Here is a 13,043-nt window from a genome sequence, read left to right on the forward strand (position 1 = left end):
GGCTCACCTCTTTCCTTCTATTTCGCTTGAAATGGCGGACAGCGCATAAAGCGGTGCCGTCTCTGCCCTGAGGATGCGCGGCCCCAGCGCAATGGGCCTGAAGCCCTCTTCACGGAACCGCTCCGCTTCCGCACGGCTGATGCCGCCTTCGGGTCCGAAGACAGCCAGTACCTTCTGTCCATGATACACGTTTTCAAGCAGGGCGGCAATCGAGCCCCCGCTCCGGTCCTTGGCGGCTTCTTCATCGGCGATGAGAAGCAGGTCGAATGATTCGGCAAGACGGATCAGCCCATCCAGTCCGGTCACATCCGAGATTTCGGGAATGACGCTCCGGTGTGACTGCTCTGCCGCTTCTTTCGCAATCTTCCTGAGCCGTTCGATCTTTTTGCCGCTTTTTTTGCTGTCCCACTTCACGATGGAGCGCTCCGCCTCGAAAGGAATCAGGCCGGACATTCCCAGCTCGGTTCCCTTCTGGACGATCAGGTCCAGTTTGTCGCCCTTGGGAAGGCCCGCCGCGACCGTCACACGGACCGGCATCTCATTGGACGGGAGTTCTTCTCCGTCCCTGAGGATCGTGACCGCGCCGTCAGCAAGCGACACGATTTCACACTCGAAAGCCTCTCCGCCGGACACCGCGATCAGCCTTCCGCCTTCGGACATCCGCATCACCTTCGTGATATGCCTCGCATCGTCCCCGGAAATCACCGCCCGGCCGCCCGCGTCATATGGCCCATCAAGAAAGTATCTCTGCATCCGTCCCACCTGCTTCCGGTTTGCGCGCAATAATGGCAGTCCAGTCTTCCATCACCATCACTTCCTCGATCACGAAACCGGAGGCTGCAATCGCATCCTTCACTTCATCCTTTTTCTGGGCGATGATGCCGGATGTGATAAAGAGGCCTCCCGGCTTCAGGACCCGGTAGGCGTCATCTGTAAAGGTGACAATCACTTCCGCCAGGATATTGGCGACGGCAACATCCGGACGGCCATCATACGCATCCAGAAGGTTGCCCTGCCGGACATCAATCTGTCCGGTGAGCCCGTTGAGCTCCGCGTTTTGGCGGGCGGACTCCACAGCCACCTCATCCAGGTCGAGTGCCGTGATCCGGCCGGCGCCGAGAAGTGCGGCACCGATCGACAGGACGCCCGAGCCGGTACCGATGTCGACCACTTCGTCGCCCTCCTGCACAGTCTTTTCGAGCGCCTGCAGGCACATGACCGTGGTCGGGTGTGTTCCGGTGCCGAATGCCATGCCCGGATCCAGCTCGATGATCAGCTCATCCGTGCTGAGCCGCTCATAGTCTTCCCAAGTCGGCACGATCGTGAACCGCTTTGAAATCTTGACCGGATGGTAATAATCCTTCCAGGCGGTCGACCAGTCCTCTTCGTCCACTTCCGACTGGGTAACTGAGTTCGGTCCGATATCAAGTCCGTAGGATACCAGATTGGAAATTTCGTTTTTCAGCTCGTTCACCGTTTCGGAAAGGAAACTGTTCACCGGAAGGTATGCCTTGACGATGGCCCCCTCTGCCGGGTAATCCGCCCTGTCCAGTTCGTACAGTTCCCCGAATCGTGTATCGTGCTCGAGGTCGGGTTCCCGGGAGTCTTCGATCACCACTCCGCTCGCTCCCGCTTCATAAAGAAGGTTCGAGACGGCCTCCACAGCCTCTGTGGAAGTGTGTACTGCGATTTCCGCCCATTTCATGTAACAATCAGCCCTTTCAGTCGCCCTTGAATGTACGCTTCAGACGATCAAACAGCGAACTTTGATATTCGTCCGGAACATCTCCGCTGACAGCGGCGAAGTCCCGCATCAGCTGTTTCTGCTTTTCGGTCATCTTCGTCGGGGTGACGAGCTTGATGATGACGTGCTGGTCGCCCGTGCCATATCCATGAACGTTTGGAACCCCTTTGTCCTTCAGACGGAATGTGGTGCCTGTCTGGGTTCCGGCGGGAATCTTCAGCTTGACCTTGCCGTGTACAGTCGGGACCTCGACTTCATCCCCAAGAGCTGCCTGTGCAAAGTTCACGCGCAGTTCCAGCAGGATATCGTCCCCTTCACGTACAAAACGCTCATGTGGCCTTACACGGAATTCCACATACAGGTCTCCGGCAGGACCGCCGTTTACGCCTGGTTCACCCTGGCCGGAAACGCGCAGCTGCTGTCCGTCCTCGACACCGGCAGGAATGGTCACCTTGATGCGCTTGCGCTTGGTGACGCGTCCCGCACCATGACATTCAGGGCACTTTTCCGGGATGATCTTGCCGGTTCCCTGGCAATTCGGGCAAGGACGGCGGTTGACCATCTGTCCGAACGGAGTCGTCTGTGTGACGCTGACCTGTCCGGAGCCGCCGCACTCTGAGCAGGTGCTGACGCTCGTGCCAGGCTTGGCTCCGTCACCATCACAAGTTTCACAGGTTTCTTCCTTGTTGACATCGATTTCCGTTTCTTTGCCGAAAACGGCATCCATAAAGTCGATCGTCATCGTATAGGATAGGTCTGCTCCCTGACGGGGTGCATTCGGATCGCGGCGTCTGCCGCCGCCTCCTCCGAAGAAAGTGTTCAGAATGTCGTCAAAGTCGAATCCTGCGGCACCGCCGCTGAATCCTCCACCGCCGAATCCGCCAAATCCTCCGCCCCCGAAGCCGCCCGCCGCATCGGCATGGCCGAACTGATCGTAGCGGGCACGCTTGTCATCATCGCTGAGAACCTCATAGGCTTCGGCGATTTCCTTGAACTTCTCATCGGAACCTTCTTCCTTGTTCAGGTCCGGGTGATATTTCTTGGATAGTTTCCTGTAAGCTTTCTTGATTTCATCTTTACTTGCAGATTTCGTGACACCAAGCACTTCATAGTAATCACGCTTGCTCATAATCTCACTCCTGACTCGCTTGCATGAGAATCATTGTACCATGCGGAAAATGGTCTTTCAAAAACGATATGGCCCCTGCAGTTCCGATACTCCGGAAACCGCAGATCCCACCGTCCGGTTTTGGACAGTAGAAAAGCCAAAGCCGAAATACCGACTTTGGCTTTTCCGAGGGCGGATTATTTGTTGTTCTTGTCATCGTCGACTTCTTCAAAGTCTGCGTCAACGACGCCGTCATCGGAAGATCCGCCGTCCTGCTGGGCTTGCTGGGCCTGAGCCGCAGCCTGTTCATACATCTTCACCGACATCTGCTGGACAATCTCCATGAGTTTGTCTTTCTTCGTGCGGATGTCTTCGATGTCATCTTTCTCGAGAGCGGCTTTCAGCTCATCTTTAGCTTCTTCAGCCTGTTTCTTTTCCTCTTCGGAAACGTTGTCGCCGAGATCAGAAATCGTCTTTTCAGTCATGAATACGGCCTGGTCCGCTTCGTTGCGGAGCTCTGCCTCTTCCTGACGCTTTTTGTCGGCTTCGGCATTTGCCTCCGCGTCCTTGATCATTTGTTCGATCTCTTCGTCGGACAGTGTATTATCGGACTGGATCGTGATGCGCTGCTCCTTGTTCGTGCCCAGATCCTTCGCTTTGACGTTGACGATCCCGTTTTTGTCGATGTCGAAAGTGACTTCGATCTGAGGGATGCCGCGCGGTGCCGGCGGGATATCGGTCAGCTGGAAGCGTCCGAGTGTCTTGTTGTCGGCAGCCATCGGGCGCTCCCCTTGGAGAACGTGGATGTCAACGGCCGGCTGATTGTCCGCAGCAGTCGAGAATACCTGAGACTTCGATGTCGGAATCGTCGTATTGCGGTCGATCAGTTTGGTCATCACGCCGCCCATCGTTTCGATGCCGAGGGAAAGAGGCGTCACGTCAAGAAGAACAACGTCCTGCACGTCGCCCGACAGGACGCCGCCCTGGATGGCCGCACCCATTGCCACCACTTCGTCCGGGTTGACGCCGCGGTGAGGTTCCTTGCCTGTCGCTTTTTTGATCGCTTCCTGTACGGCAGGGATCCGTGTGGAGCCGCCGACGAGGATGACCTGGTCGAGTTCACTTGCAGAGAGGCCGGCGTCTTTGAGGGCCTGGCGTGTAGGAACCATCGTGCGCTCAACGAGATTTGCCGTGAGTTCATCAAACTTCGCACGGGAAAGCGTCGTCTCAAGGTGCAGCGGGCCTGCTTCCCCTGCAGTGATGAACGGAAGCGAGATTTGTGCGGATGTTACGCCGGACAGGTCTTTCTTCGCTTTTTCCGCAGCGTCTTTGAGTCGCTGCATCGCCATTTTGTCCTTGGACAGGTCGATGCCATTGTCTTTCCTGAACTCTTCCACGAGCCAGTCCATGATCGCCTGGTCGAAATCGTCGCCGCCCAGCTGGTTGTCTCCGGCAGTCGCGCGGACTTCGAACACACCGTCGCCGAGTTCGAGGATCGATACGTCGAACGTACCGCCGCCAAGGTCATAAACGAGGATCGTCTGCTCGCTGTCCGTCTTGTCGAGTCCGTAGGCAAGTGCAGCGGCCGTCGGCTCGTTGATGATCCGTTCGACTTCGAGGCCCGCGATGCGTCCGGCGTCTTTTGTCGCCTGGCGTGCGGCGTCATTAAAGTAAGCCGGAACCGTGATGACTGCTTTGCTGACCTTTTCACCGAGGTAATCTTCCGCATACCCTTTCAGGTACTGGAGGATCATCGCAGAAACTTCCTGCGGAGAGTAGTCCCGGTCTTCAGCTGACACTTTTTCGTTCGTGCCCATCATTCGTTTGACCGACATGATTGTATTCGGATTGGTGATCGACTGGCGTTTCGCCACTTCACCGACCTGGCGTTCCCCGTTCTTGAACGATACGACGGAAGGGGTTGTCCGGTTGCCTTCCGGGTTAGGTACGACTTTCGGCTCGCCGCCTTCCAGTACCGCTACTACAGAGTTTGTCGTTCCAAGGTCGATCCCGATGATTTTGCTCATTGTCCATTCCTCCTAAAATCAATGCATCCTGAAGCATTATGCAAATTGTTTATTCGTTGACTTTCACCATTGAAGGACGCAGAATCCGATCCTTCAGCATATACCCTTTCTGGAGTTCCTCCAAAACGGTATTGGACGGCTGCGAGTCGTCCTGACCCTGCATGACGGCGTGATGGAAGTTCGGATCGAACTCCTTGCCCTCCGCCTCGATTTCCTCAAGACCTTCCTTCTCCATTGCGGATCGGAAAGACTGATAAATCATCTCCATGCCTTTTTTGAGGGCAAGCGCATCTTCGGACTTAACTTCAGCATCAAATGCACGTCCGAAGTTGTCCAGAACCGGCAGCAGTTCTAGCATAAGCCGCTGCGAACGGTACTTTTCGGAAGCCTGCATGTCGGCAGCCGACCGGCGCTTGAAGTTTTCGAAGTCCGAAAGCAGACGAAGGTACTTGTCTTCCTTCCCCTCCAGTTCTTCCTCCAGTTCAGCGATCCGAGCATCAAGGGCATCTGTCTCCCCTTCGTTTTTATCCGGTGTTTCAGCGGTCGCGTCAACCCCCTCAGCTGCTGCCTCCGTAACGGAGGTGTCTGCTTCTTGGGTCAGATTGTCTCCCTCAACCGCGGCCGTCTTGACGGCCTCATCATTCAACTCTTTGTTTTCATTGTTGGACACGAAAAACTCTCCTCCAAACTCTCATACTAACCGTTTTGATTTGAGCACTCCCGGAAACAGGAGGCTCAAGTTTATGAAACGGGAAGGCGTCACTTGAGATGCCTTCCCAATTCACGGGAAAGGCCACGGCTCATGTAGTCGAGCACGGATACGACCCGCGCATAGTCCATCCTCGTCGGACCGACGATGGCGATCGCACCCTTTCTGCCCTCTCCCGCTGTATAAGAAGCAGTGATAACACTGCAATCTTCCATGGCAAGGTGGCCGTTCTCAGAGCCGATGCGGATATGGATTCCGTCATCACCCAGGCCAAAGAGCAGCGCGGCAAGCGGTGCATCTTCCATATAATGCATGACCTGTCGGGCTTTTTCGGGATCATTGAATTCCGGCTGGGTCAGCATATTCATGCGTCCGCCGAAGAACAGGCGCTCTTCGTTCGTTGCGCTCAGCGACTCGCGGAACGATTTGAACAGATCCCCGTAACGGCCCACATGGCGACGGAAAATTCCGGAGATCTCCGTCTGCATCCGCAGATCGATCTCATGAAGAGGAATTCCGACAAGATGCTCGTTGAGGATGTTCACCATCCGCTCGATATCGGACGGATGGATGTCCTCCGGAATGTGGAAGTTCCGGTGTTCGACGTGGCCGCCGTCCGTAACGATGATCGCTACCGCATAATCATCGGAAAGCGGAATGATCTGGAATCGCTTCACCTTGTGCTGGCCAACGTCCGGCCCGAGCAGAATCGACGTATAGTTGGTCAGCTCGGACAATATGCCGGCCGTCTTCCGGATAATCAGTTCAGTCTCAAGCAGCCGCTCGTCGAAGATGGAACGGATCCGCTCCAGGTCAGCCCTTTCCAGGCTCCTCGTTCTGAGCAGATGGTCGACGTAAAAGCGGTAGCCCTTCTCGGAAGGAACCCTTCCCGAGGACGTATGCGTCTTCTCGAGAAAGCCCAGTTCCTCAAGGTCCGCCATGTCGTTCCGGATGGTCGCAGCACTGAACGGCACCGTTTCAAGTTTGGATAGTTGGCGCGATCCGACAGGCTGGGCCGACCGGATGAACCCGTCGACGATCGCTTGCAGAATATGCAATTGACGCTCTGTCAGCATGATCATCACCTCTGTTAGCACTCCGATATGTTGAGTGCTAATTTCTATATCCAATTTATCAAATGCCATTCCGTCCGTCAAACAAACAATACGTTATCCGAGAAACTGCTGAAACACTTCATTGCCGAGGAAAATGCCCTTTTTGGTCAGGCGTACCGATTCCCCGTCCGATGTCAGCAAATCCTGATTTGTAAGTTCACGGATCTGGCTGCCGTAGACATCTTCCAGCTCCCTGCCGAACCGCTCCCTGAACATGTCGAACCGCACCCCTTCGGTCATCCGGAGTCCGAGGAACATTTCCTCTTCCATCTCTTCGCCTGCGGTTACCCGGTGTTCCTCGAAAACCGGCCGGCGGCCCTCCAAGACCGCATTCATATATTTCTTCAGCGGCCCATGATTGGAGTAGCGGACGCCGCCTGCATACCCATGCGCCCCCGCTCCGGCTCCGGCGTAGGAACGGTTTTGCCAATAGAGCTTGTTATGGACCGATTCATATCCCTCTTTGGCGAAATTGCTGATTTCATACTGCCGGAGACCCGAATGCGCCATCCGTTCCATCAGCAAGTTGAACATGTCCGCTTCCAGGTCTTCGCCGGGCAGCGGCAACAGATTCTTGTTCATCAGATTATAGAAAACCGTCTTGGGTTCCACGATCAGAGAATAAGCGGAGTAATGCGGAAGTCCGAGCGAAAGAGCACGGTCGAGTGTGTCTTCCCACTGCGCCATTGTCTGTTCGGGCAGACCGTACATCAGGTCGATGCTGATGTTTTCAAAACCGGTGTCCCGGGCCTGCCGTACGACACGTTCAGCGTCATTCGGGCTGTGCGTGCGGCCAAGCCGCTCCAGAAGGCCTGCGTCGAATGACTGTACACCGATGCTCAGCCTTCTGACCCCGTTATCCCAGAGAATGGCGAGCTTGTCCGGGGTGAGTTCATCCGGATTGGCTTCTGTGGAGAACTCGATCAGGCGGCCTTTCGGAACGGCACTGTCAATATAAGCAAACAGCTTTTCGAGCTGCCGGTCTTCGAGTGCAGTCGGTGTCCCGCCACCCAAAAAGATGGTGAGCGGCCCGTCGCTTCCGAACATCCCTTCCCCGCGCATCCTCCTTAATTCTTCGCCAAGGCAGTCGATGTATTCATCAACGGGCTGGTTTTTGAAAAACACTTTGTTGAAATCACAGTAAAAGCAGATCTGGTGGCAGAATGGAATATGGATATAAAGACCGTCTGTCATGTTGTGTTTCCTTCTTTCATGCGAAAAAAGGAGGCGGCCGCCTCCTTTTCCGGTGTTAGGATTTGTCCTCGTCCATGCTGAGGACGGCCATGAAGGCTTCCTGCGGTACTTCCACTGAGCCGACTTGCTTCATCCGCTTTTTCCCGGCTTTCTGCTTCTCCAGAAGCTTACGTTTCCGGGAGATGTCTCCGCCGTAACATTTTGCGAGGACGTTCTTGCCCATGGACTTGATGGTCGAGCGGGCAACGATCTTGTTTCCGATGGCTGCCTGGACGGGCACTTCAAACTGTTGCCTCGGGATGAGTTCCTTGAGCTTTTCCACGATTGCCTTGCCCCGTTCATAGGCAAAGTCCCGGTGGACGATAAAGCTGAGCGCATCCACTTTCTCGGCGTTCAGGAGGATATCCATCTTCACGAGCTTGCTCGTGCGGTAGCCGATCAGTTCGTAGTCGAACGATGCGTACCCTTTTGTATGGGATTTTAGCTGGTCAAAGAAGTCATAGACGATCTCGGAAAGCGGAATCTCATAGATGATGTTGACACGCGTGGAATCCAAATAATCCATCGTCATAAAGTGGCCGCGCTTCCGCTGGCAAAGTTCCATGACAGCCCCGACATAATCGTTCGGCACCATGATGGAAGCCTTGACATACGGCTCCCGGACCTCTTCGATTTTCTGAGGGTCCGGCATCAGCGACGGGTTGTCCACCTTAAGGACAGATTCATCGGTCATAATCACATCATAGATTACGCTCGGCGCAGTCGTGATGAGATCAATGTTGAATTCACGTTCGATCCGCTCCTGGATAATCTCCATATGAAGGAGTCCGAGGAATCCGCAGCGGAAGCCGAAGCCGAGTGCCTGGGAAGTTTCCGCCTCATAAGTCAGCGCGGAATCATTCAGCTCCAGCTTTTCCAGAGCTTCGCGGAGGTCATTGTACTTGGCCGTATCGATTGGGTAAAGACCGCAGAACACCATCGGATTCAGCTTCCGGTAACCAGGAAGGGGCTCATCCGCCGGGTTGGCGGCAAGTGTAATGGTATCCCCCACGCGGGTATCTCCGACGTTCTTGATAGCCGCAGTAAGATATCCGACATCACCAACAGTCAGTTCATCGCGTTTCGTGGCTTTTGGCGTGAAAACGCCTGCCTCCACGACGTCGAATTCCTTTCCGGTCGCCATCATGCGGATCTTGTCTCCGGGTTTTACTGTACCTTCGACAATCCGGATATAAGCGACGACGCCCCGGTACTGATCATAAAGAGAGTCGAAAATAAGCGCCTTCAATGGTGCTTCGGGGTCTCCGGTCGGTGCCGGCACTTTTTCTACCACTTGTTCAATGATCTCTTCGATGCCGATCCCGGCCTTCGCAGATGCATGAACGGCTTCGGAAGCATCCAGGCCGATCACATCCTCGATTTCCTGCTTGACCCGCTCGGGGTCTGCAGCAGGAAGGTCGATCTTGTTAATGACCGGAAGGATCTCCAGGTCGTTGTCGAGCGCCAGATACACGTTCGCCAGCGTCTGGGCCTCGATCCCCTGCGCCGCATCCACGACGAGGATGGCGCCTTCACATGCAGCCAGGCTCCGGGAAACTTCGTAGGTGAAGTCGACGTGCCCGGGTGTATCAATCAGGTGAAGAATATACTCTTCACCGTTTTTAGCCTTGTAGTTCAGCTGGATGGCATTCAGTTTGATTGTAATTCCCCGCTCACGCTCCAGGTCCATCGAATCGAGGAGCTGATCTTTCATCTCCCGTGAGGTCAGGGTTTCAGTTTTTTCCAATATCCTGTCGGCCAATGTGGATTTCCCGTGATCGATATGGGCGATGATCGAGAAATTCCGGATGTGGTCCCGACGTGCAAGTCGTTCTTCGCGATTCATGTTGTCCACTCCTCTGTAAACTAGTTGAATTATAACAGTGGACAAAACATGATTCAATCGGGGCCTAAAGGAAAGCCATTGTTTTTTCCCGTTCGGGTCAACCTCCGGCGATCACTTCGGCTGCAGCTTTTGCGACAATGGCCGCTGTCCGGTTCAGTTCTTCCTCTGTATTTTCCGTTCCGCCCATCTCAATCAGGAGCACGTTCGGGCCGAGGTCCTGGTTATAGATGCCGTCGACACCATGTCCGCTTTTCCTGAAAATCCCCTTTGAAATGCCGGGTACCAGTTCGTTCATCTTTCCCGAGATCTTCTCTGCCAATTGCCTGTTTGCCTCGTGGCCCCCATGATCTTCCCCGATGACGAAGTACACTTTGGCATACGGCCCGTCCGTATGCTCCAGTGTCGTCTTGTTCCTCCCGAGGGAATCCCTATGCACATCCAGTACAAGGTCATAGGCACCTGCCTGCATCTGTTTTTGGACCTGGGGACGGATTGCCTTATAGGCACGGCTATGCGGCACGCCATTCTGGCTCATCTTGCCGGCATTGTCGTAGTTCAGAACATCAAGCTGGATGCCATTCATTCCGAAATGGGAACTGAATGCTTCACCGAGGTTCATAATATTCTCCTTGCTATGCGAGACGGCGGCCTTCCCTTCTTTTGCACGCAGAATCGGTGCAAACGCCTCATGGGAATGGGTGAAGTACATCAGTGCCCGTCCTGCCCCCCCCGTTTCCGCCGGTTTCCCGTCCTCCTCCACCTCAAAGTCGAACAGATTGGCGGCATAGACCAGTCTGCCCGATTCCGTGGCGGCCTCTCGGACATCCGTTTGCAGGCCGGGGATCTTGACCGTGATGAACGGCATGAGGAACAGGAATAGGATCAGCCACGTATAGAACTGCCATTTTTTCTTCATCAAAAGAATCCCCCCTCCCGCACTATATGGCGGGAGCAGGGGATTCAGAACCCGGCGTTGCGGGCGACAGCCATTTTACAACGCCGGACGATACGAGAGTTGCATACTGCAGGATCCACGTATCCGTCTCCTTAGGCGTGACAAACATGCTCTGCTCATCCGACGAAAGCACTTCCTCAAACAGCTTCTGCTTGTCTTCCTTCGACCATTGGGACCACTCACCGAAAATCGGCTTCAGAACCTTTTTGTCGGTTTCTTTTGTTTTGTCATGAAGCCATGGCGTGACTGCCAGTGCCGAGGAGGGAGAGTTTTTTTCTTCTATTTTTGCGGCGATATAGTTGAACACCGATTCGATTGCGTCGGACACCATGACCGGACCGTCCACAACCGTCGGGACACCGATTGCAGTCACCGGGATTCCAAGCACTTCCTTTGAAATCTCTTTCCGTTCATTGCCGACACCGGATCCCGGATGGATTCCCGTGTCCGTCAGCTGGATGGTCCGGCAAAGACGCGTGCTGTCTCTTGCTGCCAGTGCATCAATGACAATGATCAGGTCGGGACTGATTTTAGATGCCAGTGCATTCACAAAATCACTGGTCTCGAATCCTGTCTGGCCGGTTACTCCCGCCGCGTAGGCGATCAGCCCGGGGTCTTCCGAATAAAATGCCGGGACGGCCTCCTGGAGGCGGTCGATCGCATACGGGCCGACTGCGTCAGGCGTGACTGAGCGGTTGCCGAGACCGACGACAAGAACTTTTGGATTTTCCGGCAGGCCGAGAGGTGCATGCATCTCCCGCAATTTGTCGGCCAGCAGCTGTTCCAATTCCACGAAGCCTTCTGAATCATCTGCAGTCAGACCCGGTGCGGTAAGGGTAATGTAGGTGCCCGACTTTCTGCCGATTTTCTCGGCACCCTGATCATCCACCCGAATTTCTGTAACGATAAATCGTCCTTTTCGCTTTTCCCGAAAGTCAATGCCACTGGATTCTTTTAGTTTTTCCTTGTCCTTTTCGGTACGGTGCCTGACCATTTCATCTGTTTCGTCAAGCAGGTCCGTCCTGCCGAATTGCATCATGTCACTCACCTCCAAATCAGTATGTCCATGTGTCAAGGGAATATTCTTTGCGTTTCATGATTGCAATCAACCTTCAGTTTTGATAGAATATTGTCTGTTGCATAAAGGCAGGCTCCGATAAGCGGGCCGCTTCATGATCCGACCTTGAATGGAGGTGAATCCATTGGCAAACAGCAAACAAGCGATTAAACGAATCCGCCAGAACGAAGCAGTCAACGCACAAAACGTAACGCAGAAATCTGCGATGCGTACGGCGATGAAAAAAGCGGAAACGGCGATTGCCAACAACGACGAGAATGCAAACGCGCTTCTGAAAGACGCGATCCAAAAACTCGACAAAGCGGCGAACAAAGGGCTGATCCACAGGAACACGGCTGCCCGCCAGAAATCCCGCCTTACGAAAAAAGCCCAGTAATTGTTACTCGGCTTTCAGACCGTCCTGATCCGGCCAACGGAACAGGGCGTTTTTTTGTCTTAAAATAAGATACACTCCTTCCTATCTTCGTCTTCAACCTGCCGACCATGAGTGTGAAAATGGCATAAACTTTTGATGACTTTATATAAGTAACTGATTGGCGTAACCATCTAAAATGCATAAGAAGGGTTTCAACAAATCTTAATGATTCCGGATTTAGATGTATGATTTCTTCCTTTGAACAGAAAAACTCCCCAAGCCTGCGTAAGCAAGTTTGGGGAGTTTTTGTTGGCTTAGTTATTGGAAATTATTTTACGACGTGAATCATTGAATTAAAGAACCTGAGAAAACTGCAGTTGCATCTTTTCTGCAGGTGTCAGATAGCGCCAGTAGACGACCTTTTCAGTTTCATCAAAACAGACGGCAATGGTTGCATGGATGAACTTCTTGGAAAAGAGGGTCTTGAAGCCGACCGGCCGGTATTGCCACTGATCCAGCTCTTCTTCCCATTTCTCATATTCGTATTTCGGCAGCATGCCGGCCACACGTTTTTTCAGCCCGGTTTTTCTTTTACGATTAATAAGAATTGCGATTGTTTCCGATCCGACCTTGATGACTGCACATTTGTTTTCTTTCCTGAGCAAGCCGTGGATTTCATCATCCATCATTTCAATCACCTCATGGGTTGTTGTGGGTGAAGCTCGGGCAGTGGCTTGGGCAATAACACGACTTTTTTTCTTGAGGCTCAGGGTGTTGCAGACCCTAATTCACCCGTACTATACCCCGATTCAAACATGGGTGCAACCTTTTAGAAGTAATCTTTTAATTGAGAGTTGATGAACTTTGTAACCC

12 protein-coding genes are annotated in these 13,043 nt (G+C 53.7%); 1 reads left to right on the top strand and 11 read right to left on the bottom strand.

Annotation, left to right across the window (positions count from 1 at the left end; genetic code table 11):
• Positions 1-3: 3 nt before the first annotated feature.
• The 10 genes from DZC51_RS11020 to gpr form a co-directional block, all read right to left on the bottom strand.
• Positions 4-753, bottom strand: coding sequence for a 16S rRNA (uracil(1498)-N(3))-methyltransferase (locus DZC51_RS11020; RefSeq protein WP_157295791.1), 750 nt, complete (start codon positions 751-753; stop codon positions 4-6).
• On the bottom strand, positions 734-1,705 hold the full coding sequence (gene prmA, locus DZC51_RS11025; RefSeq protein WP_157295792.1) for a 50S ribosomal protein L11 methyltransferase: 972 nt from the start codon (positions 1,703-1,705) through the stop codon (positions 734-736). The genes DZC51_RS11020 and prmA overlap by 20 nt, the downstream gene beginning before the upstream one ends.
• Positions 1,706-1,721: 16 nt before the next feature.
• Positions 1,722-2,873: a molecular chaperone DnaJ gene (gene dnaJ, locus DZC51_RS11030; RefSeq protein ID WP_157295794.1), complete on the bottom strand. Its 1,152-nt coding sequence runs from the start codon at positions 2,871-2,873 to the stop codon at positions 1,722-1,724.
• A gap of 176 nt (positions 2,874-3,049) precedes the next feature.
• On the bottom strand, positions 3,050-4,879 hold the full coding sequence (gene dnaK / locus DZC51_RS11035; RefSeq protein WP_157295796.1) for a molecular chaperone DnaK: 1,830 nt from the start codon (positions 4,877-4,879) through the stop codon (positions 3,050-3,052).
• 49 nt (positions 4,880-4,928) lie between these two features.
• Positions 4,929-5,549 (bottom strand): nucleotide exchange factor GrpE, encoded by a 621-nt coding sequence (gene grpE / locus DZC51_RS11040; protein WP_157295798.1) that lies wholly within the window; start codon positions 5,547-5,549, stop codon positions 4,929-4,931.
• Positions 5,550-5,638: 89 nt separating this feature from the next.
• A complete protein-coding gene (gene hrcA, locus DZC51_RS11045; protein WP_157295800.1) occupies positions 5,639-6,664 on the bottom strand; it encodes a heat-inducible transcriptional repressor HrcA in 1,026 nt (341 codons plus the stop codon).
• 93 nt (positions 6,665-6,757) lie between these two features.
• On the bottom strand, positions 6,758-7,897 hold the full coding sequence (gene hemW, locus DZC51_RS11050; protein WP_157295803.1) for a radical SAM family heme chaperone HemW: 1,140 nt from the start codon (positions 7,895-7,897) through the stop codon (positions 6,758-6,760).
• Positions 7,898-7,952: 55 nt separating this feature from the next.
• The gene (lepA, locus tag DZC51_RS11055; protein ID WP_157295867.1) at positions 7,953-9,782 is read right to left on the bottom strand and encodes a translation elongation factor 4; all 1,830 of its coding nucleotides are present in this window, start codon (positions 9,780-9,782) and stop codon (positions 7,953-7,955) included.
• 97 nt (positions 9,783-9,879) lie between these two features.
• Positions 9,880-10,698, bottom strand: a complete 819-nt coding sequence (gene spoIIP, locus DZC51_RS11060) for a stage II sporulation protein P (RefSeq protein ID WP_157295870.1) — start codon at positions 10,696-10,698, stop codon at positions 9,880-9,882.
• A gap of 22 nt (positions 10,699-10,720) precedes the next feature.
• Positions 10,721-11,776: a GPR endopeptidase gene (gpr, locus tag DZC51_RS11065; protein WP_157295872.1), complete on the bottom strand. Its 1,056-nt coding sequence runs from the start codon at positions 11,774-11,776 to the stop codon at positions 10,721-10,723.
• Between the two features lie 163 nt (positions 11,777-11,939).
• On the opposite strand from gpr, the gene rpsT reads away from it, so the two are divergent.
• Positions 11,940-12,191: a 30S ribosomal protein S20 gene (gene rpsT, locus DZC51_RS11070; RefSeq protein WP_157295874.1), complete on the top strand. Its 252-nt coding sequence runs from the start codon at positions 11,940-11,942 to the stop codon at positions 12,189-12,191.
• 332 nt (positions 12,192-12,523) lie between these two features.
• On the opposite strand, the gene DZC51_RS11075 is transcribed toward rpsT, so the two are convergent.
• Positions 12,524-12,859: a hypothetical protein gene (locus DZC51_RS11075; RefSeq protein WP_157295876.1), complete on the bottom strand. Its 336-nt coding sequence runs from the start codon at positions 12,857-12,859 to the stop codon at positions 12,524-12,526.
• Positions 12,860-13,043: the final 184 nt, after the last annotated feature.

The sequence above is a fragment of the Bhargavaea sp. CC-171006 genome (genome assembly GCF_009761675.1).
GTDB lineage: Bacteria > Bacillota > Bacilli > Bacillales_A > Planococcaceae > Bhargavaea > Bhargavaea changchunensis.